This window comes from Dehalobacter restrictus DSM 9455, from assembly GCF_000512895.1.
Taxonomy (GTDB): Bacteria; Bacillota; Desulfitobacteriia; order Desulfitobacteriales; family Syntrophobotulaceae; genus Dehalobacter; species Dehalobacter restrictus.
On record NZ_CP007033.1, the window covers coordinates 702,510 to 724,304 of the forward strand.

General features: G+C 45.9%; 25 protein-coding genes. 18 read left to right on the forward strand and 7 right to left on the reverse strand.

Going from position 1 to position 21,795, the window contains the following annotated elements:
• Positions 1-52: 52 nt before the first annotated feature.
• A complete protein-coding gene (gene tnpB, locus DEHRE_RS03360) occupies positions 53-409 on the reverse strand; it encodes an IS66 family insertion sequence element accessory protein TnpB (protein ID WP_019226927.1) in 357 nt (118 codons plus the stop codon).
• On the reverse strand, positions 403-735 hold the full coding sequence (gene tnpA / locus DEHRE_RS14080) for an IS66 family insertion sequence element accessory protein TnpA (RefSeq protein WP_019226926.1): 333 nt from the start codon (positions 733-735) through the stop codon (positions 403-405). The genes tnpB and tnpA overlap by 7 nt, the downstream gene beginning before the upstream one ends.
• A gap of 268 nt (positions 736-1,003) precedes the next feature.
• On the opposite strand from tnpA, the gene dinD reads away from it, so the two are divergent.
• Entirely contained in the window at positions 1,004-1,840 is an 837-nt protein-coding gene (dinD, locus tag DEHRE_RS03370) for a DNA damage-inducible protein D (protein WP_025205249.1), read from the forward strand.
• Between the two features lie 73 nt (positions 1,841-1,913).
• Positions 1,914-2,474 (forward strand): hypothetical protein, encoded by a 561-nt coding sequence (locus DEHRE_RS03375; protein ID WP_025205250.1) that lies wholly within the window; start codon positions 1,914-1,916, stop codon positions 2,472-2,474.
• Between the two features lie 30 nt (positions 2,475-2,504).
• Here the strand turns inward: DEHRE_RS03375 and DEHRE_RS14325 are convergent, their stop codons facing one another.
• Positions 2,505-2,747, reverse strand: coding sequence for a helix-turn-helix domain-containing protein (locus DEHRE_RS14325; protein ID WP_084544185.1), 243 nt, complete (start codon positions 2,745-2,747; stop codon positions 2,505-2,507).
• Between the two features lie 419 nt (positions 2,748-3,166).
• Between DEHRE_RS14325 and DEHRE_RS14965 the strand changes: the two genes are divergently transcribed.
• The gene (locus DEHRE_RS14965) at positions 3,167-3,337 is read left to right on the forward strand and encodes a hypothetical protein (RefSeq protein WP_167539425.1); all 171 of its coding nucleotides are present in this window, start codon (positions 3,167-3,169) and stop codon (positions 3,335-3,337) included.
• Positions 3,338-3,381: 44 nt separating this feature from the next.
• Positions 3,382-3,720 carry a hypothetical protein gene (locus DEHRE_RS03380; protein WP_025205251.1) on the forward strand — a complete coding sequence of 113 codons (339 nt, stop codon included), beginning with the start codon at positions 3,382-3,384 and terminating at the stop codon, positions 3,718-3,720.
• A 104-nt stretch (positions 3,721-3,824) separates the two neighbouring features.
• Here the strand turns inward: DEHRE_RS03380 and DEHRE_RS03385 are convergent, their stop codons facing one another.
• A complete protein-coding gene (locus DEHRE_RS03385; protein ID WP_025205252.1) occupies positions 3,825-4,436 on the reverse strand; it encodes an Ig-like domain-containing protein in 612 nt (203 codons plus the stop codon).
• 382 nt (positions 4,437-4,818) lie between these two features.
• On the opposite strand from DEHRE_RS03385, the gene DEHRE_RS03390 reads away from it, so the two are divergent.
• From DEHRE_RS03390 to DEHRE_RS03405, 4 genes are all read left to right on the forward strand, one after another.
• Positions 4,819-5,487 (forward strand): response regulator transcription factor, encoded by a 669-nt coding sequence (locus tag DEHRE_RS03390; protein WP_019226256.1) that lies wholly within the window; start codon positions 4,819-4,821, stop codon positions 5,485-5,487.
• The gene (locus DEHRE_RS03395) at positions 5,484-6,503 is read left to right on the forward strand and encodes a sensor histidine kinase (protein ID WP_019226255.1); all 1,020 of its coding nucleotides are present in this window, start codon (positions 5,484-5,486) and stop codon (positions 6,501-6,503) included. The genes DEHRE_RS03390 and DEHRE_RS03395 overlap by 4 nt, the downstream gene beginning before the upstream one ends.
• 381 nt (positions 6,504-6,884) lie before the next feature.
• Complete coding sequence (locus DEHRE_RS03400; RefSeq protein ID WP_019226254.1) at positions 6,885-7,652, forward strand: ABC transporter ATP-binding protein; 768 nt, start codon at positions 6,885-6,887, stop codon at positions 7,650-7,652.
• The gene (locus DEHRE_RS03405) at positions 7,642-9,708 is read left to right on the forward strand and encodes an ABC transporter permease (protein ID WP_019226253.1); all 2,067 of its coding nucleotides are present in this window, start codon (positions 7,642-7,644) and stop codon (positions 9,706-9,708) included. The genes DEHRE_RS03400 and DEHRE_RS03405 overlap by 11 nt, the downstream gene beginning before the upstream one ends.
• 120 nt (positions 9,709-9,828) lie before the next feature.
• Here DEHRE_RS03405 and DEHRE_RS03410 read toward each other — a convergent pair whose 3' ends face one another.
• The 3 genes from DEHRE_RS03410 to DEHRE_RS03420 form a co-directional block, all read right to left on the reverse strand.
• A complete protein-coding gene (locus DEHRE_RS03410) occupies positions 9,829-10,068 on the reverse strand; it encodes a DUF2922 domain-containing protein (RefSeq protein WP_015044481.1) in 240 nt (79 codons plus the stop codon).
• Positions 10,069-10,106: 38 nt separating this feature from the next.
• Positions 10,107-10,331, reverse strand: coding sequence for a DUF1659 domain-containing protein (locus tag DEHRE_RS03415; protein WP_019226252.1), 225 nt, complete (start codon positions 10,329-10,331; stop codon positions 10,107-10,109).
• Positions 10,332-10,423: 92 nt separating this feature from the next.
• Positions 10,424-11,311, reverse strand: coding sequence for a DUF3102 domain-containing protein (locus DEHRE_RS03420; protein ID WP_019226251.1), 888 nt, complete (start codon positions 11,309-11,311; stop codon positions 10,424-10,426).
• A gap of 529 nt (positions 11,312-11,840) precedes the next feature.
• Between DEHRE_RS03420 and DEHRE_RS03425 the strand changes: the two genes are divergently transcribed.
• The 10 genes from DEHRE_RS03425 (at position 11,841) to DEHRE_RS03470 (ending at position 21,794) form a co-directional block, all read left to right on the forward strand.
• Positions 11,841-12,131 (forward strand): TM1266 family iron-only hydrogenase system putative regulator, encoded by a 291-nt coding sequence (locus DEHRE_RS03425; protein WP_019226250.1) that lies wholly within the window; start codon positions 11,841-11,843, stop codon positions 12,129-12,131.
• Positions 12,112-13,158 carry a [FeFe] hydrogenase H-cluster radical SAM maturase HydE gene (gene hydE, locus DEHRE_RS03430; RefSeq protein WP_019226249.1) on the forward strand — a complete coding sequence of 349 codons (1,047 nt, stop codon included), beginning with the start codon at positions 12,112-12,114 and terminating at the stop codon, positions 13,156-13,158. Before DEHRE_RS03425 ends, hydE begins: the two co-directional genes overlap by 20 nt.
• A gap of 81 nt (positions 13,159-13,239) precedes the next feature.
• On the forward strand, positions 13,240-14,658 hold the full coding sequence (gene hydG, locus DEHRE_RS03435) for a [FeFe] hydrogenase H-cluster radical SAM maturase HydG (RefSeq protein WP_019226248.1): 1,419 nt from the start codon (positions 13,240-13,242) through the stop codon (positions 14,656-14,658).
• Between the two features lie 14 nt (positions 14,659-14,672).
• A complete protein-coding gene (gene hydF, locus DEHRE_RS03440; RefSeq protein WP_019226247.1) occupies positions 14,673-15,878 on the forward strand; it encodes a [FeFe] hydrogenase H-cluster maturation GTPase HydF in 1,206 nt (401 codons plus the stop codon).
• 269 nt (positions 15,879-16,147) lie between these two features.
• Complete coding sequence (locus DEHRE_RS03445) at positions 16,148-16,825, forward strand: response regulator transcription factor (RefSeq protein ID WP_019226246.1); 678 nt, start codon at positions 16,148-16,150, stop codon at positions 16,823-16,825.
• A complete protein-coding gene (locus tag DEHRE_RS03450; protein ID WP_019226245.1) occupies positions 16,822-17,895 on the forward strand; it encodes a sensor histidine kinase in 1,074 nt (357 codons plus the stop codon). The genes DEHRE_RS03445 and DEHRE_RS03450 overlap by 4 nt, the downstream gene beginning before the upstream one ends.
• A gap of 321 nt (positions 17,896-18,216) precedes the next feature.
• On the forward strand, positions 18,217-19,161 hold the full coding sequence (locus DEHRE_RS03455) for an ATP-binding cassette domain-containing protein (protein WP_019226244.1): 945 nt from the start codon (positions 18,217-18,219) through the stop codon (positions 19,159-19,161).
• On the forward strand, positions 19,158-20,012 hold the full coding sequence (locus DEHRE_RS03460) for an ABC transporter permease (RefSeq protein WP_019226243.1): 855 nt from the start codon (positions 19,158-19,160) through the stop codon (positions 20,010-20,012). The genes DEHRE_RS03455 and DEHRE_RS03460 overlap by 4 nt, the downstream gene beginning before the upstream one ends.
• Before the next feature lie 330 nt (positions 20,013-20,342).
• Positions 20,343-20,810: a MarR family winged helix-turn-helix transcriptional regulator gene (locus DEHRE_RS03465; protein ID WP_019226242.1), complete on the forward strand. Its 468-nt coding sequence runs from the start codon at positions 20,343-20,345 to the stop codon at positions 20,808-20,810.
• Positions 20,811-21,101: 291 nt separating this feature from the next.
• Entirely contained in the window at positions 21,102-21,794 is a 693-nt protein-coding gene (locus DEHRE_RS03470; RefSeq protein WP_019226241.1) for a TorD/DmsD family molecular chaperone, read from the forward strand.
• Position 21,795 lies beyond the last annotated feature (1 nt).

The window sequence follows — 21,795 nt, forward strand, 5'->3', positions numbered from 1 at the left end:
CCAGTGTTTTCAAGGGTTTCCAGTATTCTTTTCGAACCCTTTCTGAGCCTTCTTAAACCATGCAGAGGCCTGACGCCGGACGGTGTGCTTTGGGTTGTTCTACGCTTAAACCTTCCATTAGCCACCGGTACTGCTGTGGGGTAAGCGCCTGCGCTTCGGCGGGGCTACGCGGCCACTGAAACCTTCCGTTTTCAAGCCGTTTGTACAGGAGAACAAACCCATTGCCTTCCCAATACAGAGCTTTTATCCGGTCACATCGGCGTCCGCAAAATAGAAACAGGGTGCTCGAAAACGGATCCAGCCGAAACTTCTGCTGGACGATTCCAGATAGACCGTCAATCCCGCATCGAAGATCGGTGTATCCGCAGGCAATATAGATGCAGTCGGCTCCGGTGAAATCATTCAGCATGACTTCAGCGCGCGGCAGATTGCTTCAATGGCTGATGCATCTGCGCTGGGGTAAATGTCGGCTTCGGCATTTCCGATGCGCACTGTTGCCGCTATTTCCAGACAGTCATTCCGGCGTTCAACGGGAACTCTGGCAAAGTACGGCTCTTGATGCGTGGTCAATGCTTTAAACACTCGGCGTTGCCAATAGTAATATGTTTTCTCGACAATCCCGTTTTCCAGGCACCATTGCCTGATGCTTATTCCACTGTTCCGGCAGGATGAGATCCGCTCGCTCCACTCGGCCAGCCGTTGGTTTACGCTTAAGGTTTGCAGGCTTTGCTCCATTTGAGTCACTCCCATTCTATCTAAATGTCTACCTTAGACTCTTTTGGTGACACTTAGACTCTTTGGGATATTCTCTCATTCTGCTGATTCTATGACAATCCGCCTACATGGTTTACGCTTACTATCGTATGGCCAGAAGGCTTGAACTTATGGGGAATGAAAAATATGCGATATCGCCGTTGATTTGGGTATTACAAAGACAATGGAATTAATTGGTTGAAATAGAACGTATGTTTGTTTATAATGGTCTCAGAGGAGGGGAGTTCATATGACTGAGATTGAAAGATATTCGGAAAAAACTTTTGAAGCTATCAAGCATTTAACTACAGAAGGTATAGAGTTTTGGTATGCCAGAGAGTTAAAGGCTGTTTTGGAATACCAACAATGGCGAAGGTTTAGTGAAGTTATCGATAAAGCAAAAATTGCATGCCAGAACAGTGGCAATATTTTGTCTGACCATTTTGCCAACGTTGGCAAAATGGTTGATATCGGTTCAGGTGCTGAACGAGAGATAGAAGATATGATGCTTTCCCGTTACGCATGTTATTTAATTGTTCAAAATGGAGACTCTCGAAAAAAAGTGATTGCAATTGGACAAACCTATTTTGCCGTAAAGACACGTCAGCAAGAATTAATCGAAAACTATGAGCAGTTGACCGAAGAACAGAAGCGTTTAGCAATCCGTAATGAGATTATTGCCCATAATAAGTCTTTAGCTGATGCGGCAAAAGGGGCCGGAGTTGTTGAAGCAAAGGATTATGCGATTTTTCAGAATAAAGGCTACCAAGGGTTGTATGGCGGCTTAGGGGTGAAAGAAATCCATGAATGCAAAGGCTTAAAGAAAAGCCAAAAAATACTCGACCATATGGGAAGCACGGAACTGGCAGCAAATCTATTCCGGGCCACTCAAACCGATGAAAAATTGAGAAGAGAGAATGTTAAAGGAAAAGAAAAAGCCAATCAGACTCATTTCCAAGTAGGGAAAAAGGTACGGCAAACGATCAAAGAATTGGGAGGAACCATGCCGGAGGATTTACCGACACCGGGTAAGAGCATTCAGCAAATTGAGAAAGAACATAAGAGTAGGTATAAGGAAATAGAATAAATGCTTTAAGGGAAGATAAAAATATTGATCATATTTATGTTTTGGCAATGACAAAAACCAAGGGGTGAATTCCGTGAAAATTTTTATTGGTGGACCCAGAGCCATTACGGTTATTGATAAAAATATTGATGAAGGGCTTAAAAAAATAATAAAACGGAATGAAACCGTTTTGGTTGGTGATGCCAATGGCATGGATCGAGCAATCCAGCAGTTTTTTTTCCAGCATCAATACAGGGATGTATTTGTCTATGCCAGTCAGGGTAAAGCCAGAAATAACGTAGGAGATTGGCCGATTCAAACAATTGAGGTCTCGGATAAGGTCAAAGGGTTCGACTTTTATGCAGCCAAAGATAAGACAATGGCCGAGAATGCCGATCATGGCTTTATGATATGGAATGGAAAAAGCAAAGGGACGTTAAACAATATTATTAATCTCACGAAGCAGAATAAAAAAGTTTTACTCTATTATACTCCGCACAAAAAATTTTATATGATCTATGAAATGGCAGAGGTTGAAAAATTGGCTGCTGCTTGTGGGGAAGATATACGTCGATTATTCTTAAGTCTGTCATCCCAAAAGAGCAAAGATATCACGGATATAGCCTTGGAGCAAATGTCGCTATATGATGGATAAGTAATCAAAGATCATTGAAAGTCGATGGTTTTATTTAACTTCCTGCTCCAAATTGCGAAAATCATCTGTGTTAAAAAAGTCCGACAGGGAGATGTTCAATCCGTCGCATAACTTTTTGATCGTCACGATACCCGGATTTTGGCTTTCATCATTCAGAATACTTTTTATTGTCGATTGTGGTACCCCGGCTCTATAGCTTAACGCATTTGGTGTTATATCCCGCCCTCTACAAAGATCAACAATTCTATCACCGGAGAAAATAACCGAAGGGATTACTTTGTTGAAAGAAAATGGTTATTTTTGGAATTAAATACTAGGTTGCTGAAACAAGCTAAATTTCATGGGATTAGTTAATCAAAAAGGCTCCCCATCAAGTGATTTATGAAAAACAATTACTGTGGGGAGCTTTCATTCAGCTTCGCTGTCGTGGTCAACGATAAGGTTTTCCATTATCCCAGCAAAAGCCAATAGTTATACCATAGAATTTCGCGAACATAATTTGTGAGGATTTTATGCGAATAGTGCATATAAATCAATTCTCCTCATTACGTGAAGTATAATAGGGTTCGGTGATAAATTTTATATACAAAAGTATGTATTGAAGATCTTATGTTAGTGTTATATCGCAAACATAATATCTTTATATTTTGTATGCTTAGTTAGTGATATGACACGAGAGAGGTGTATTTCTCATGCCGGATTACAAGGAAATGTATTTTCAACTTGCCGCCAAAGTAGCAAATGCTGTTGATATCCTTGTTGAAGCGCAGCAGCAAGGAGAACACGATTATACCGAAGAAGAAACCCCGGTTATTTCGCTCAAAAATTCTAAAAGAGAAAAGAAGGGGGGCGATCAAGCATAATGATGATTCAAGTAACCCTAAAGAATTTATGAGGAGCGGGAAACATGCAAGAAGGTAAAAATAAGCAAATGGACGAAACGATCCGGCTGGTCAGGTGGTTATCCGAACATCCCAAAATCCAAAGCAGGCTATGTGATGGGGAATTTGAATCGACACCCGAAGAATGTATCGAAATGATCGAAATGCTGGAGAAATATTCATTCTACGATATGATCTTCATTCTTTTGATGAAGAACCGGCACGACCCGGTGATCGATGAAGCCCTTACCAAGATGGTTACGGAAAAGATCGCCAATGAATGGGAAAGAATCGGAACGGAGCAAATGTGCCGGGATATTAAAGAACGGATCAGAAAGGAAATAAAGATAAATGAGGTTTCATAATAACAGGACCATACAAAAAAAGCCCCCTAAGGGTCTTTTTTTGTTCATCAGTTGTTAAAAAATCGAAACGGGGGATCATGGTTAAGTTAATTTATAGGAGTTCTTTATTTTTTCTTTTTTCTTAATAGAAACCAGGCTGCAATGGCAGCTACAACACCATAGCCGAGAACAGAAGAACCGGATTCATCTTGATCGCTGACTGTTGAAACAGGCTCTGCTTTTTCGTCAACATTTAAAGTGATACTATTTGTTTTTCCGTTACTTGACTTAGCTGTTATGATCGCGGAACCAGGATTTGCTGCTGTAACGATACCATTTTCACTAACTATAGCAACATTGATATCACTTGATGACCAAGTAATAGATTTATTCTCTGCATCTGAAGGGTAAATAGTAGCACTTAATACAGTTTCGCCTCCAACTTCTAATATAGTGTTATCTATAGAATTGATCATTACAGAGCTAACGTCAACTGGTTCAGGTATTGTTATTTTTTTTGGTGTTTCATATGGGCAGACTCCATTAGGATGTAAGTGGGGGCCGTAACCATGATGATAATGGTAATAACCTAATCCACTAGCATTTTTGTTATCTCTATGTCCGCCGTTTGAATCAGTTCTTCCTGAATGGGCAAAAGTATTAGATGAAAATAACAACAAAATAATTACGATAGGTAATAGGATTCTTCCAATTGTTTTTATTTTTTCTCTTATCAACGCACCATCTCCCTAGTATAGTAAAGAATGAGCCTATTTAAGTGTTGAAAATTGTAAATTTCTATATAAAAAAGTCGAAAACCCTTAACAACATAAGAACCATTATTCTTTCAAGAATAACAGTTCAAATTTTGGATACATTTATGAAGTTGATTCGATTGCTAAAAATTCGGATTTTAGAAAATTACAAATATATTTTAACATAATCTACTAAATATTTGTGAAAAAAAATAATGCCTTGAAATATTTTCATGATTGCATATAAACAATGGAATTAATTGATTGAATTAGAACGTATACCTGAAAGACAACCGTTTAATTTGGACCGGATTCTATGATATATTAAAAATAAGATGGTAATGAAGAAAGCAGGGGCATTATTTTGGAAAAAATACTGATTATTGAGGATAATAAAAAAATCCGGGATGAGCTTTGCATCTTCCTGTCCCAGAACGGCTATGAATGCCATGCGCCTGGAACATTTGAGGACATGATCGGCTTCACGCTTTCTTTAGCGCCGCAGCTTATCCTGATTGATCTCAACCTGCCTGTGTACGACGGCTTCCATATCTGCCGGGAAATCAGGAAGCACAGCGAGGTACCGGTCATCGTGGTCACCAGCCGCGATACGGAAATGGATGAACTGGCCGCCATGAACCTGGGCGCCGATGACTTTATCACCAAACCTTACAATACCCATATCCTACTGGCACGGATCGCGGCGGTCATGAAACGGGTATATCGCGAAACAGCGCAGGACAGGCTGACTTGCGGTGAATTTACGATCAATCTTGCCAAAAGCAGTTTGGAGGTTGCCGGCAGTTCGATTGAACTTACCAAAAACGAAATCAAGATGCTGACCTGTCTCTGTGAAAAAAAAGGCGCGATTGTAAGCAGGGACGAATTGATGCGTTATTTATGGAACAGCGATCTTTTTATCGACGACAACACCCTGACTGTCAATATGGGCAGGCTGCGCCGCAAACTGGAGGACGCCGGCCTTGAAAATGTCATCGAAACCAAACGCGGTCAGGGGTACTTGATCATATGACGATAAGAGACTTTATCAAAGAAAAAAGAGCCTATATCGTCTGTCACCTGTTGGTAGCCGTCATGACCATTCTGATGCTGGCAGCTTTAAATCCGGCCGGAGGAAAGGCTTTCGCCGCCGTCATCGGAACCATTTATGTCGTCGGAGCGTTGATTCCGCTGGCGATGGAGTTTAAGAAAAAATACGCGTTTTATCAGACGCTCGTTAGTTCCTTTGACAGGCTCGACCGCAAGAACCTCATTGCCGAAATGGTCTCGGAACCGGATTTCTATGAAGGCGCTCTGCTCCACGACATTTTAAAAACATCCAACAAGGCCTGTCTTGAAGAAATCAACCAATATAAAAATAAGCATGACGAATACCGTGAATATATCGAAATGTGGGTTCATGAAATCAAAACGCCCATCTCCTCGTCCAAGCTGATTGCGCAAAATAACAGGAGCGAAGCAACGGACAGCATGGCCGAGGAGTTGGACGCGATTGAAAACTATGTGGAACAAGCCTTGTTTTACGCCCGAAGCAGCGCCGTCGAAAAGGATTACCTTATTAAAGAGACCAGTCTGGAAAAGCCGGTTTTAGCGGCAATTAAGAGAAACGCCCAACAGCTGATCGGAACCGGCATGTCCGTTGCGACGGATGACCTGGAGAAGACCGTTTATACGGACACTAAATGGCTGGAATTCATGCTTCATCAAATCATTTTGAATTCCCTGAAATACGCAAACGAACAGGACGCCCATCTAAAATTTACAGCTGCTGAGCGTGATAACCGTTGTATTCTTGCGGTTACCGATAACGGGCTGGGAATTCCCGCAAATGAACTGCCCAGAATTTTTGACAAGGGGTTTACCGGAACAAACGGCAGGCTGAGGGGGAAATCCACAGGCATGGGCCTTTACATCTGCCGCAGACTCTGCGAAAAATTAGGCATAGCCATCAGCGCGGAATCTATCCCCGGCAGCGGTACGACCCTATATCTTGTTTTCCCCAAGAGCTCAATGACCGACATCATCTAACCATGAACTCGTACAATATTCTATAATTCTTTACTCAAATGATTTCATAAAATCTGATTACCCCATATTAGGTCTGTGTGCCACAAGTTCCAGCGTCAAGCGAAGCACGGATTGCGAAGCGCGGCTGTTAGCGCCAAGGATGGCGCTATCTGCCGAAAGCGGAATTGTGGCACACAGACCAACCCCAGATAAAAAGAATGTTAACATGACAAAAATGTAAGGTTACCGTAAGCTTAAGTCATGGCAGATCCTAACAAGACCTTTTAAAATAAACTCGTTGATTGATTGCTTAGCGCTAGCTATCCATTACGCTGACTAATTCTTAGCTATTATCGGGATTTATGAATCGATCTACTCGTAGAAGTGAGCAGGGAGGTAACCATGGGCGAAATTTTAAAGGTCTTGAATGTGGAAAAATATTACGGCAACAAAGGGAGCCTGACCAAGGCCCTTGACAATGTATCCTTCAGTGTCAGCGAAGGGGAATTTACCGGCATTATGGGAGCCAGCGGCAGCGGGAAGACGACGCTCTTAAACTGCATCGCGACCATTGACACCGTAACGGCGGGGAATATCCGTATCCGGAACAAGGATATCACAGCGATGAAAAGCCGGGCGTTGGCCAAATTCAGACGCGAAGAACTTGGGTTTATGTTTCAGGAGTATAACCTGCTGGATACGTTAACCGGGTTTGAAAATATCATTCTGCCGCTGACGATTGCGGGAGAGCAGCACCAAACGGCGATAGCAAAAGTGACTCAGGTCGCCCGCAGACTGGAAATCGAAGAAATCATCAATAAATACCCTTATGAGATGTCGGGCGGGCAGCGCCAGCGTATTGCCGCGGCCCGGGCTATCGTCAACAATCCGGCCCTGATTCTGGCGGACGAACCCACCGGAGCGCTGGATTCCAAATCCGCGCGGATGCTGATGGAATGTCTGGAGAAACTGAACCAAGACCTGCGGGCAACGATCCTGATGGTAACCCATGATGCGTTTACGGCCAGCTATTGTCACCGGATACTCTTTATTAAAGACGGGAAGCTTTTCAATGAATTGAACCGCGGTGCTGATTCCAGAAAAGAATTCTTCCGAAAAATCATTGATGTCGTGACCCTGCTCGGAGGTGACGCAGCCAATGTACTTTAAACTGTCCTTCCGCAATGTCCGCAAGAGCTTCTCGGATTATACCCTGTATTTTCTGACACTCACTTTCGGAGTTTGTGTGTTTTATGTCTTTAACTCCCTTGAAGCACAGAAAGCCATGATGCATATCTCGGATTCTGCTTTGGCGATTATGCAAAGCATCACTAAGATAATGAACGGGGTTTCCATCTTTATCTCGTTTATTCTCGGGTTCCTGATTATTTATGCCAATAACTTTCTGATCCGCAGGCGCAAAAGAGAATTTGGGATCTATATGACCTTAGGAATGGAAAAACACAAAATCGCCAGGATCCTGATCATGGAAACGTTCATCATCGGTCTCGTTTCCCTGGCGGCAGGCCTTTTGGCCGGAATATTCCTTTCACAGGGTTTATCGGTGGTCACGGCGAAGCTTTTTGAGGTGGACATGACCGCCTACACCTTTGTCTTTTCTCTTCAGGCTTTCTGGAAAACCATCGTCTATTTTGGGATTATTTTTGCCATCGTGATCGGCGCCAGCACGTTTGCCGTTTCCAAGTATAAGCTGATTGATCTGATTAATTCCGTAAAACAAAATGAAAAACAGCGGCTTAAAAATCCATGGCTTACGCTTGTTCTCTTTTTGTTAGCGATCATTTTGATCGGGGCAGCTTACCGGAGTGTCCTGATCTACGGTATTATGGTCTTTGACCGCAGGCTTCTTATCGCCTGTATACTCGGGGCGGTCGGCACCGTTTTGTTTTTTGCCTCGCTGTCCGGTTTTCTGCTCAGTATGATTCAAGCCAACAAAAAAGTATACCTCAAAGGGCTGAACATGTTCATCCTGAAGCAGATCAACAGTCGGATCAATACGGCTTTTATCTCCATATCATTAATTTGCTTAATGCTTTTTGCCACCATCGGCATTTTTTCCACCGGCATCGGCATGACCAATGTGCTGAATAAGGGCTACAAAGATGCCGCCCCGTTTGATATCACCATTACCGGGACGGCGGACACGGATCTTTCGGACTATCTGAGCAGCCAGGGATTGAATGTGGAAGCGTATACGCAAAACTCCTGCCAGTACCCGTTTTATGAATATCAGAAACAGAAATTGAACCTGCAAACGGTATTTCAAAGTATCGAGGATCTTTTTCCCGCCCAAGACCTGAAAATGATCCGGGACAAAATATATCCGCTGCCGCTGTACTATATAACGCAAACCGATTACAACAAGATTATGATGCTGCAAAACAAAAAAGGCATCAGCCTTGCAGGCAATCAGGTCGCGCTGTTGACGCAATATGCCTGGTCTGAAGCCGATTACCAGGAGTATCTGGAAAAATATTTGGCGCGCGAACCCCGCTTAAATTTGAACGGGACCGAATATACCGTTTACCCCGAACTTCTGGCCGCAGGTATTAATAATGGAAATGAAAATGGCGATAACAGTATTTTGACGCTTGTCCTTCCGGATAGGCTAAAACAGGACGGCGTTGTTCACCAAAACGTTCTCTGCTTGAACTGTGTTGGCGATTCAATAGCGGCTCAGGATCAATTTATGAGAGCCTTTAATTCAAGGAAAGATGCCCTTCAGGATGCCGCTTCACCATCTGCTCCGTCCGAGCCAAAGATTACCGCCATTTCCAAGAATGAGATACTCGCCCAGGCAGGCGGTTCCAAAGCAATTATTTCCTTTGTGGGAATCTATGTCGGCTTGATCTTTCTGATTACGAGTGCGGCTGTCCTGGCGCTGCAGCAGCTTTCCGAAGCCGCGGATAACCGGCACCGGTATGCGATTCTCAAAAAGATCGGCGCGGATCATAAGCTGTTAAGCCGGACGATTTTCAAACAAATCGCTGTTTATTTTCTGATTCCGCTTACCCTGGCCTGTATCCATTCCATCGTCGGCATTAAGGTTGCCAACGAGGCCGTCCGGCAGGTTGGCAGTATCAACGCGGTCTCGAACATCGTGATTACTGCTGTGGCCATTCTCCTCATCTACGGTGCCTATTTTCTGGCGACCTATTTTGGCAGCAGAAATATTATCTTGAAGAACGGGATTCACGATGAATGATTAAAAATGAAGAATAGAAGAGTTATTTCTCGTTGTACGAGGGCGGCCTTGCGGCCGCCCATTCCTCGAAATGATGCCTTGAAACCAGCCATGCTCTCCGGACAGCTTAGCCGGAGTATTTTATTCTTGTGGGGGATCGAAGAGATCGTCCGTGGTAGTATCTACCACTTTAATATCTCTCTTGCTTGCCAGATCCCCACTGGAAGTGGCAAAAATGTTTTTTGCCATGATGAGGTCCATGACCGTCCCGACTTGGGCAAGCGTAAGGCCTGCCTTTGGCTGGGGAAGGGTAATGGTAAACGCCTTACCACCTACGGTCGTAAATACCATTCTTAAAACTTTCTGGCTCGTTATTGCCATGCTCTGTCACCACCCTGGAATTATTTGCTCCGGCCGGTTTACTCATCGGCCAACTCGAAAATATTCAGGCGGCGGATATCTGCCAATGGATAATCCACCAGGCTTGATAAAGCGACAGCCACATCGTATACGTCCTGATCAGTTGCCGTTGCTTTAACGCCGGTCAGGCTTTTTTGCTTGAGAACCGGGCCGCCGCCGGCAGTAGTCCCTGTCTGATAGCGGGTTGCCAGCACGGAGTCCAATGTGTTTACCACTAATGTCATAAGCTTACCTCTTTTCCTGGTTTTCTGCTTGTCCGAAAAGCATGTCCTTTTTAGTATATGCCCCTTGTTTTCCAGGCGTTCAGGCAAAGAGATTAATCTTTTTCAGGATTTTCCGGAGCTTTCGGAACTGCCATGGTCGTTTTCTCTATGCGCTTTAACTTGTTCATCGCTTTAGACATTAACTGATTGGCATAAGTGATATATAATTTGCAAGCATCCGGGTCTGCTGCGGCCATTTCTTTGATGGCGATAAAAAGATCATCGAGTCCTTTGGCTATCAGCTCAAAGCGGGCATCTGCCTGGCTCATGGAGAGGTTGAGCTTTAAGAGCTTACTTTCGTATTCTATCTCGGCGATGCGTTTAGCTGCCGTATTTTCATTTTCCAGGACGTCAAGCTTCCGCTGCAGCTTCAAAACATTTCCCTGCTCGGCCCATACGGCTTGCAGGTTATCCGTGGCTTCTTTTTTCGCCCGATCGCGCTCATCTGATAATTTGGAGATTTTATCTTTTTGCTCAGCAAAGACTTTCTGCAGGTCTTCGTCTTCTTCCCCGGCAAGCTCCTGGTTCTTCACATATATCGCCTGCTGCAGCTGCCGACTGCTCATGCTGCCTGCATCATTCTCAGCGATAAACGCATCCCGTTCCTCTACCGGGAGCCCAAGAAGGATGAGGGCCTGGGTGTAGGTTAAATTCGCCATCGGCGGCGAATTTGAACTACCGTCATCTTCGGATGAGACGAGCAGTTTAATCCCATATTCATCGAAGACTTGCATCAGTTTTTCTGCAGTTCTTTGAGAATAACTTACCGATTCCTCCAGCCATTTGCCCCACTCCCCATGAGGCAGCAGCGCTTTGGCTTCCTTCAGACGTTTTCCTACTTCGACGGCGCTGGCCAGCAGAATTTTATTGGTTTGTTGTTTGATTATATTGATTTCAGCCGCTATCACAGGCGGTGTACGCTCTGTCAGCAAATCACTCATATTGATACCGTCTTTCCTGTACTTTATTCACATCATATGGGATAAGCCTGAGAATCGTGATAAAAGGTTTGTAACCTTAAAGGCAAAGCGCTTACCCTATGTAAAATTTGAACACTTATGACAGACAAGTCATATAATAATATTGGGTCATATAGGTCATTGGTAGTCGTATCAATCATAAGCAGGAATCCGGCTGTGCAGAATAGCTGGATTCCTGCTTATTTTCGAGTATACGCATTCAACAGCGCCTCGCTGCGGTTCGTGCCCAAAGAAAATATGGAGCGGGAAGGGTACGGAAATTTAATTGGACTTGTGAAGTAGCGTACGTTGGTGGGGATTGACAAATAAGCGCGGATGGAATACATTAAAAGTGGCTGCGTCACAAGAATTTCTTTTGACAAAGCAGGAAACCGTATTGTTACTGACGCTAAATACATCGTATAAGGCGAAAGGCACAGCAATATTTATCATTATTTTTTGATTAATTGCGCCTTTCCAGGCGCATTTTTTGATATGAGGGGGTTAATGTATGGAGTCCAGAGTAGCGATAATCGGAATCATTGTGGAAGATACCGGGTCGACCGAGAAACTCAATGCGATTTTGCATGATTATGGGCAGTATATTATTGGCAGAATGGGCCTGCCGTACCGTGAAAAAAGCATTAGCATCATCAGCATTGCAGTGGATGCCCCGCAGGATGTGATCAGCGCCCTTTCCGGGAAGCTCGGAAAACTGCCGGGGGTTAGTTCCAAAGCGGCATTTTCCAAGGTAACCGTTAAAAAGGAAAATGAGGCCGCCGATGAAACAGCTGATAGATAAACTTCAGGAAACGTGCGTGCTTGCACCGGAAGAATACAGGGTACTGATAGATCAGCATCGAGATGCCGGGCTTGCTGAATATCTGTTTGCCAAGGCCAGAACGGTAAAGATGCAAAACTACGGTCACGATGTCTATCTGCGGGGACTGATCGAGTTCACCAATTATTGCAAAAACGATTGCTACTACTGCGGGATCCGTAAAAGCAACGGGAAGGCGGAGCGCTACCGCTTGTCAAAGAAACAAATACTGGATTGCTGCGCTGCCGGGTATGCGCTTGGTTATCGCACCTTCGTGCTGCAGGGAGGTGAAGACGGGTATTTTACCGATAAAAAAATAATCGAAATCATCCAATCCATTAAGAAAAATCATCCTGACTGCGCGCTGACGCTTTCCATCGGGGAAAAAAGCTATGAAACCTATCAAGCGTTTTATGAAGCGGGTGCCGACCGCTACCTGCTTCGCCATGAAACAGCCGACGCCGAACACTATGGAAGGCTTCATCCGGCTGTCATGTCCCTCAAAAACAGAAAGCAGTGTCTCTATGACTTGAAAGAGATCGGCTATCAGGTCGGATGCGGAGTGATGGTCGGTTCTCCGTTTCAGACCACGGAAGCGCTGGTGGAGGATTTGTTATTGATCAAGGAACTGAATCCGCATATGGTCGGGATCGGCCCCTTTATCCCCCATCACGAAACGCCGTTTGCAGACCAGGAATCTGGAACGCTGGAGCTGACTTTATTTTTGCTTGGCTTGATCCGATTGATGCTGCCGAGCGTTTTACTACCGGCGACGACCGCTCTCGGTACGATCCACCCGCAAGGGAGGGAACTTGGTATTCTGGCCGGTGCCAACGTCGTAATGCCCAACCTGTCTCCGGTGGAGGTACGGAATAAATATTTGCTCTACGATAACAAGATCTGCACGGGGGACGAAGCTGCGGAATGCCGCTCCTGCCTGCAAAAAAGGATGGAAAGCATCGGCTGTCAGCTGCCGGTTTCCCGCGGGGACCATCGATCGATGGTTTAAGTTAATTTCATAATGTTAATAAGAGGATTCCATTACTGAAGGGAAAGAAGTATCTGACCCGATTAAGAAGGGAGTACCCGTATGTACAATGTAGCATCAGCCAAAGCAGAAGAATTTATCTCGCATCAGGAAATTCTGGATACCCTGGCGTATGCGGCAAAGAACAAAAACAATGCCGGCCTGATTGACAGCATTATCGAAAAGGCAAAACTTCGCCAGGGACTTTCGCATCGGGAAGCCGCCGTGCTGCTGGATTGTGAGATTGAGGAAAAAAACCAGGAAATCTATGCCCTCGCCGAGCAGATCAAAAAAGATTTTTACGGGAACCGGATTGTTTTGTTTGCGCCGCTCTACCTGTCCAATTACTGTGTCAACGGCTGCGTTTATTGTCCGTATCACGCGAAGAACAAACACATCCTCCGCAAGAAAATGACCCAGGAGGAAATCCGCCGCGAAGTGACCGCGCTTCAGGACATGGGCCATAAACGGATCGCGATTGAAGCCGGTGAAGATCCGGTCCATAATCCGCTTGAATATATTCTGGAATCCATCGCTACCATTTACAGTGTCAAGCATCAAAACGGCGCGATCCGGCGGGCCAATGTCAATATCGCCGCAACCACGGTTGAAAATTATAAGAAGCTGAAAGAGGCAGGGATCGGCACCTATATCCTATTCCAGGAAACCTACCATAAGGAAAGTTATGAAAAACTGCATCCCACAGGGCCGAAGCATCATTATGCCTATCACACGGAAGCCATGGACAGAGCGATGCTTGGCGGTATCGACGATGTCGGATTGGGCGTATTGTTTGGATTGGAGATGTACCGCTATGAATTTGCAGCATTACTGATGCATGCCGAGCACCTTGAAACTGTATTCGGCGTAGGCCCCCATACCATCAGTGTTCCGAGGATATGCCCTGCGGATGATATTGACCCGTCGGCTTTCAGTCATGGCATCGATGACGGCCTGTTTGCCAAATTGGTAGCCTGCATCCGGATTGCCGTGCCCTACACAGGCATGATTGTCTCAACGCGGGAAAGTAAGGCTTGCCGCGAGCGTGTCCTGCATCTTGGGGTTTCTCAAATCAGCGGCGGTTCCAAGACAAGTGTCGGCGGTTATCACCAACCTGAAGCAGAAAATGAAAATACCGCTCAATTTGACATAAGCGACAGGAGGACCCTGGATGAAATCGTCAGGTGGCTGATGGAATTGGGATACATTCCAAGCTTTTGTACCGCCTGCTATAGGGAAGGACGGACCGGCGACAGGTTTATGAGTCTGTGCAAAAGCGGACAGATCCAGAATTGCTGCCACCCCAATGCGCTGATGACCTTAAAGGAATATCTGGAGGATTATGCTTCATCTGCCACGAAATCAGCAGGGGAGGCTGTCCTTGCCCAAGGAATCCGGGATATCCCCAGTGAAAGAGTGAAAGATATTGTCCGGCAGAATCTCCATCATATCGTCAACGGCCGCCGTGATTTCAGATTGTAAGGAGGTAAAAAGCAATGGGACTGAATGACACCCCCTCCGCCAACCGTGTCCATATTGGGTTCTTCGGAAAAAGAAATGCAGGTAAATCAAGTCTTGTCAATGCCGTCACGGGTCAGGATCTGACCATTGTCTCGGACGTGAAGGGGACGACCACCGATCCCGTATACAAAGCGATGGAGCTGCTTCCGTTAGGCCCCGTCGTGATCATCGATACGCCCGGGATTGATGATACGGGTGCTTTGGGAGAACTGCGTGTCAAAAAAAGCCGGCAGGTATTGAATAAAACCGATATCGCCCTATTGGTGATCGATGCGGCGTATGGAAAGAGCGCTGAAGATGAAGAACTGGTCAGGCTGCTTGGCGAGAAGGGAATCCATTATGTCGTTGTCTACAACAAAGCCGATTTCCTGGGGCAGGTACCGGCCGGAAACGACCGTGAAATCTATGTCAGCGCCAAAACCGGCTGGAACATCCAAACCCTGAAGGAGAAAATAGCCGCTTTGGCTGTCACAGAGGAGCCGAAACTTAAAATAGTGGGCGACCTCATTCATCCTGGGGATTTTGTCGTGCTTGTCACGCCGATTGACAAGGCTGCACCGAAGGGCCGTCTGATCCTGCCGCAGCAGCAAACGATCCGGGACATTCTGGAAGCGGATGCAACGGCGATTGTGGTGAAAGAATTTGAATTCCGGGAAACACTGGAGAATCTGGGCAAAAAGCCGAGGCTTGTGATCACGGACAGCCAGGTTTTCGCCAAGGCAGCCGCGGATACGCCCAAGGATATTTTTTTGACTTCATTTTCAATCCTTTTCGCCAGATATAAGGGCAGCCTGGAGATGGCTGTAAAGGGCGCAAAAGTGCTGGATTCGTTGAAGGACGGCGATACCGTTCTCATTTCGGAGGGGTGTTCCCACCACAGGCAGTGTGATGACATCGGAACCGTAAAGCTGCCCAGATGGATCAAAAACGACACCCAGAAGCAGATCCGCTTTGCGTTTACATCCGGTTCGGAATTCCCTGACGACTTGTCCGCCTACCGTTTAATTATCCACTGCGGCGGATGCATGCTGAACAAAAGAGAAATGAAATACCGCCAGAAATGCGCTGAGGACCAGCAGGTGCCTATGACCAATTACGGTATCCTGATCGCTTATATGCAGGGAATCCTGAAACGAAGTATTGCCATGTTCCCGCAAATCTTAGCGGAGATTGAGGAGTAAACGATGCGTCTGGAAAAAGATAAAACCGGTGAAATGCAGCTTGCGGCGGAAGAACTGTACGGGATAGAAACACCATAAAAAGACCAACCTGCAGCTGATTTATGCGATCGTAACCGTTAAAAAAGCAGCGGTTTGTGCTTTAATGAGCCGTCGGCACACATCCTCGTTTAATCTCCGTTTACATTGATGTGTTACAATGACAAAATGAGAATGATTTGATCCAATGGGCAATATATCAAGGGGAAAAATGAGCGGAATTGGTGATAAATATGAGTAAAATAATGATTGTGGACGACGACCCGAACATCCGTGAGCTTGTACTGGCCCTGCTTCAAAACAACGGCTTTGAAGCCTGCGCAGCGGCAGACGGGCGTGACGCACTGCAAAAAATCCTAAACGATAACCCGGATCTGGCCATCGTCGACATCATGATGCCGAACATGGACGGCTTTGAGCTCTGCCGTCATTTGCGGCGCTATTACGAAAATATGCCGGTCTTGATGCTAACGGCGAAAGGGGAGCTGGCGAGCAAGGTCAAAGGCTTCGGACTTGGCGCTGATGATTATCTGACCAAGCCTTTTGAGGGAGATGAGCTGATCGTTCGGGTTCAGGCGCTGCTGCGGCGTTATAAAATTGAGGCTTCCCAAGTGATTCAGATTGGCAATGTCCTGATCGACAAGAACAGCTACAGCATCACATTAAACGGCGGGCACGAGAATATTCCCATGAAAGAATTTGAACTGCTTTTCAAGTTGGCAAGCTTTCCCGGCAAAACATTTTCCCGCAATCAGCTGATTGAGGATATCTGGGGCGTTGATTTTGAGGGGAACGAACGGACCCTGGACGTCCATGTGAACCGCCTGCGTGACCGTTTCCCGGAGAACCAGTCCGGCTTTAAGATCACGACCGTGCGCGGACTTGGCTACAGGCTGGAGGTGATTGGATGAAACAGCCGAAACGCCCGAAACGCCCGCCGGCAGCAATTGCCTTAATCTCGTTCATCCTTGCTTTTGGCTGCTTTTTTTCTGCAGGGTATGGCCTTGTATCGCTGATTTACCGGTGGACCGGTACGCCGTCGCAATTCTGGGTGTCGCTTATTGCCAGCCTCACGGGGATGATTTTATTTATCGGTGCGGCCTTTATTTTCAGATGGATCACGATCAGGCGTACCCATAGCATCCGGCAGCATCGAGCTATACATGATCAATTGCTGAACGCCATGACCCGGATCGCCCAGGGGGATTTTGATGTTTTTATCGATACACAGGATGCATTTATTTACGATGATATTGCGGAGGGGATCAATAAAATTGCGAAAGAACTTGGTTCGATGGAACAGCTGCGGCAGGACTTCATCTCCAATATCTCCCATGAGATCCAATCGCCACTGACTTCCATCAGTGGATTTGCTGCCTTATTAAAAAACGACACCCTGACAGATGCCCAGCGGAATCACTATCTGGGCATCATTGAAGCTGAAAGCAAACGGCTGTCCGCCTTAAGCGACAACCTCTTGAAACTGTCGGTACTGGAAACCGGCGTCGAGCCTTTATCCTTTAAAGAATACCGGCTCGACAAGCAGCTGGCAGATGTCGCCCTGATGCTGGAACCACAGTGGTGCGCCAAGAATATCGCCATGGAGGCGGATCTGGAAAAAGTAATGATCCAAGGAGATGAAGGACTCCTGTCCCAGGTTTGGGTGAATCTGCTGCACAATGCCGTGAAGTTTACACCGGAGGGCGGTGTGATCCGGGTTGTTTTGCAAGCGGATCAGACAGATGTGTGCTGTCTGATTGCCGATACCGGTATCGGGATCGCTTCGGAGGACCAGATCCATATCTTCGAGCGTTTTTATAAGGTAGACAAGGCCCGCGAGCGCGCGCTTGGCGGTAACGGCCTCGGACTTTCGCTCGCCAAGAAAATCGTGGAACTGCATGGCGGGCATATTACGACGGAAAGCGCGATCGGGAAAGGCACAACGTTTACGATCACGCTGCCACGCCATTTTTCCCACTGATTTTCGGTGAACTTCTATCTAGTAGAACGTATTATCAATAACTACATGACATGCAAAACAGCTCAAAGCTTAAAATTAGTCTGTGGGTCACAAGTACTGCGGCAAGCGGAGTAGGATTGCGTAGCGCGGCTGTTTGCGTCAGGAGGACGCAATCAGCCGAAAAGCAGTATTGTGACACACAGACCTGCCCAAAGCTTAAACAATATTATATATGTTTGATGTTTGAACATTCAGTTTACATTTCGTTTAAATTCCATTTAACCTCCGTTTACTTTACAGCGGTAAACTGTCACCGTAGTAAAAAAACAGGAGGTTATTTTTATGGCTATGATTTATGTAGAAGAACTGGTCAAACAATACGATAAAGCCAAAACGCCCGCAGTGAAAGGTGTGAGCTTTGCGGTGAACGAGGGGGAATTTTTTGCCTTTCTCGGCCCGAACGGCGCCGGGAAGACAACCACCATTTCCATTCTGACCACCACGCTTTCCAAGACTTCCGGCATCGTCACGATCGCGGGCTATGACGTGGAGAAGGAGGCGAGGCAGGTGCGCGAGAAGGTCGGAATTATTTTTCAGCAGCCCAGCCTTGACCTGCAGCTCTCGGCGGAAGAAAATATCCGTTTTCACGCCTGCCTGTACGGGATGTTCAGCTACCGGCCAACGTTTCAACTCATGCCCTCCGCATACAAAGACCGCGTAATGGGACTGGCTGAAATCGTCGGTATTCAGGATGCTTTGTTTAAGCCTGTCAAAAAGATGTCGGGCGGTATGCAGCGCAAGCTGGAAATTATCCGCAGCCTGATGCATACGCCGTCGGTGCTGTTTCTGGATGAACCGACGCAGGGACTGGATGCCGTAAGCCGCAGAAGCTTGTGGGAATACATCAACACTGTCCGCAAGGAACACGGCACCACAGTGTTCCTGACCACGCATTACATCGACGAGGCCGAGAACGTGGACAAAGTATGCATTGTGAATCAGGGACGGGTCGCCAGCTGCTGTTCGCCGGAAGAAATGAAAAAAAGCCTGTTACGCCAGGAACTCGTCCTGGACGCCGACGATCGGGAGGGCTTGACTGGAGAGCTTTCGGAACTGGGTTTGTTCCATAAAAAGGACGCGCATATCATCGTCCCTTATCAGGACAAAACGGCACAGGAAATTATCGCCCGGCTGAATACCAAGCTGACGCTGCTGAAAATCAATGAGCCGACGCTGGAAGACGCTTATGTGGAATATCTGAACAAGACGGGAGGCGCAGCAGCATGAGTGAGATTACCATGAATGAAACTGCCATAAATGAAACTGCCTGGTCAAGAGGAAAAGAAAAGTCCCGATCCAGACGTGAAATCAATGCCGTGCTTACGATCGCCGCGCGGGACATTACCATCGCGCTCCGGTCTCCCGGCTCTCTCATCATGAGCTTGGTGATGCCCCTGATGATGATGGGGATGCTGGGCGGCAGCCTTGCCCAGAATATGGCGGGCGGGCTCGGTTTTGACTACAATAAGTTTATGATGGTCGGGATGCTGGTCAATATGCTCTTTATGGTCACAACTACGGGGATGACGTCGCTGGTCGAAGACCGTACCACGGACTTTACCCAAGAAATACTGGTCTCTCCCGTTTCCCGGTATGCGATCGTGATCGGTAAGATTTTCGGCTCTTCCTTTGGAGCAATCGTCAGTATGGCCGGCACCTTGATCGTTGGGCTGATCATGGGAATTACCCTAAGTCCCGGGCAGCTGCTGCTAATTCTAGCGCTGTCGCCGCTGATGTGCCTTTCGGGGGGCGCGCTGGCCATGATCATTATCGGGCTTGTCAAAAGCAGTAGGACGGCGAATATTGCCGTGATGCTTATCACCATGCCGCAGATGTTCCTTTCCGGCGCGATTATCCCGATCAACCACTCCAGTGGTGTCCTCTATGCCTTAAGCCATGCCATGCCAATGACCTACTGCCTTGACCTGGCACGGGCGGTGGTCTACGCAGGAACGCCGGAATACGGCAGTGTTGTCTTGTTTAATCCGGTGGTGAACTTTATCGCGATTGCAGTGTTGACGGTGGTTTGCCTGATCATTGGTACATTTTTTTTCGCACGCTCGGAGAAAAACAGGTAAGATCAGAGTTCCGCTTTCATACTTGGAATCGGTCAGTCTCTGTTTTTTATATGTAACAAAAATCCCGGACAAGGCATAGGATATGATAGGTTAATGATATTCTTGTTTATAAGCAGAAACCCGGTTCGCTTGGCCGGGCTTCTGCTTTCAGTTCGATCAAGAGACAGGTAAAGCCGTGAAACGTGCTTTCCTGGAAATGGACCGGTATGGTGATTGGCTATTTAATGACATAAGTTGACAAACACATATTTACTGATATACTAGTTAGTTGAGCTTTTCAACTAATTTTGCGTTATAACTAAATAATTTAAAATTATTGAGGTAATGAAAATGGAAGATTGTATATACAAATCAAGCCCATATCGTTCGCCGGGGAGCAGAATTGCGGTTCTCTACCGCATGGACCGGGATTTTTTTGCTAAAAAATTGAAGGAATATTGCTTAGGGACCAGTGAGATGGCGGTTCTTCTTCAGCTGAGCTATTACAGAGAATTGAGCCAGGATCAAATATCTACGAATATTGTTATGGATAAAACAACGTTGTCAAAAATAGTAAAGAAACTTTTGCATAAAGGTCATATCTACATGGTACGGGATACCCAGGACAACAGAGTTCACCTCCTGGGTCTCACCCAAAAAGGGCAGGAGATGATACCGGTTTTAAAGGATGCTACTGCGGAATGGGTGAGTATCATCTCGAAGGGATTCGAACCGGAGGAAATTACCTTGTTCTGTAATATTTTAGACAGAATGATCGTATCTGTCGAAGCATATGAGGCGGATCAGGTGAATAATTAAATGAAATAAGCCGTAAAACTCAAGATGTTTAAAGCAGGAGTGTTGCTAGGCCACAGCCAGGCAACACTCCTGCTTTTATGTTAGATAAGTTAATTCGCAAAGCAAAAAAATCAAACACCAAAATATTGTTGAAAGAGAAACTATTATTTATTTAAATACAATAAAGTTGATTTTATCCTTGTTTAAAGCCATTTTATTAATTGTCTTGACAAATGATTGTTGGTTGATATATTAATATAGTTGAACGTTCAATTAATCTGTATAAACGTTTTTTTGAGAGGAGGTGAGAGTGTGAATGCGTCAGTTACTTATCAGCAGGAATTAAAATTCTTTACAGAGAGCTGTAATTTTTTATCGTTATTGCTGAATGAAAGACCTACAGAAGAACTTATTGTCCATTTACGTGAAAGCAGCAGCCGGATCCAGGAAATCATGCCTTTCCCGGACACTGAAGATAGGATTGATGAAGGGGCCGGGTTGATGCTTAATTATCTCGAAAATACGAAAACACAAACAGCAGGAGAAGTATCTCAGGATTTAGCAGTGGATTGGACCAGGATTTTTAGGGGTGTGGCACCGGGGTATAGTCCGCCACCGCCTTATGAAGCTTTATATAGGGGAGATAACAGTCAGGAGAATCACGTCAAAGTATTTCTTGACATGACCAAAGAATATTCCTCACTGGGCTTGTGTGCCAAAGGTCAATGCTCCCGGCCGGACTACATCGGTGTTCAAATGGCTTATTTGCATTTTTTGTGTTGTGAAGAACTTAAACGGATACAAGAAGGAAATCTCGAAGAAGTCCAAAGATTTAAGGAACGCACGATAAAATTCATTTCAGAACATGTGGGTCAATGGGTTTTATTGTTCAGTCGCGAGGCTAAAGGTTTTGCCCGGACAGATTTTTATCGGGGACTTCTTAATTATTTGCCAACGTTTATACAGGAGCTTAAAGAGTATGAATGCAGCACATATCTGAATTAAG

Coding starts and splice junctions, on each gene's coding strand:
- DEHRE_RS03395 (WP_019226255.1), top strand. CDS start 5,484: ATGACGATAAGAGACTTTATCAAAGAAAAAAGAGCCTATATCGTCTGT.
- DEHRE_RS03425 (WP_019226250.1), top strand. CDS start 11,841: ATGGAGTCCAGAGTAGCGATAATCGGAATCATTGTGGAAGATACCGGG.
- DEHRE_RS14965 (WP_167539425.1), top strand. CDS start 3,167: ATGCCGGATTACAAGGAAATGTATTTTCAACTTGCCGCCAAAGTAGCA.
- hydF (WP_019226247.1), top strand. CDS start 14,673: ATGGGACTGAATGACACCCCCTCCGCCAACCGTGTCCATATTGGGTTC.
- hydG (WP_019226248.1), top strand. CDS start 13,240: ATGTACAATGTAGCATCAGCCAAAGCAGAAGAATTTATCTCGCATCAG.
- tnpA (WP_019226926.1), bottom strand. CDS start 735: ATGGAGCAAAGCCTGCAAACCTTAAGCGTAAACCAACGGCTGGCCGAG.
- DEHRE_RS03380 (WP_025205251.1), top strand. CDS start 3,382: ATGCAAGAAGGTAAAAATAAGCAAATGGACGAAACGATCCGGCTGGTC.
- DEHRE_RS03445 (WP_019226246.1), top strand. CDS start 16,148: ATGAGTAAAATAATGATTGTGGACGACGACCCGAACATCCGTGAGCTT.
- DEHRE_RS03415 (WP_019226252.1), bottom strand. CDS start 10,331: ATGACATTAGTGGTAAACACATTGGACTCCGTGCTGGCAACCCGCTAT.
- DEHRE_RS03410 (WP_015044481.1), bottom strand. CDS start 10,068: ATGGCAATAACGAGCCAGAAAGTTTTAAGAATGGTATTTACGACCGTA.
- DEHRE_RS03455 (WP_019226244.1), top strand. CDS start 18,217: ATGGCTATGATTTATGTAGAAGAACTGGTCAAACAATACGATAAAGCC.
- DEHRE_RS03460 (WP_019226243.1), top strand. CDS start 19,158: ATGAGTGAGATTACCATGAATGAAACTGCCATAAATGAAACTGCCTGG.
- DEHRE_RS03465 (WP_019226242.1), top strand. CDS start 20,343: ATGGAAGATTGTATATACAAATCAAGCCCATATCGTTCGCCGGGGAGC.
- DEHRE_RS03405 (WP_019226253.1), top strand. CDS start 7,642: ATGTACTTTAAACTGTCCTTCCGCAATGTCCGCAAGAGCTTCTCGGAT.
- DEHRE_RS03400 (WP_019226254.1), top strand. CDS start 6,885: ATGGGCGAAATTTTAAAGGTCTTGAATGTGGAAAAATATTACGGCAAC.
- hydE (WP_019226249.1), top strand. CDS start 12,112: ATGAAACAGCTGATAGATAAACTTCAGGAAACGTGCGTGCTTGCACCG.
- tnpB (WP_019226927.1), bottom strand. CDS start 409: ATGCTGAATGATTTCACCGGAGCCGACTGCATCTATATTGCCTGCGGA.
- dinD (WP_025205249.1), top strand. CDS start 1,004: ATGACTGAGATTGAAAGATATTCGGAAAAAACTTTTGAAGCTATCAAG.
- DEHRE_RS03420 (WP_019226251.1), bottom strand. CDS start 11,311: ATGAGTGATTTGCTGACAGAGCGTACACCGCCTGTGATAGCGGCTGAA.
- DEHRE_RS03450 (WP_019226245.1), top strand. CDS start 16,822: ATGAAACAGCCGAAACGCCCGAAACGCCCGCCGGCAGCAATTGCCTTA.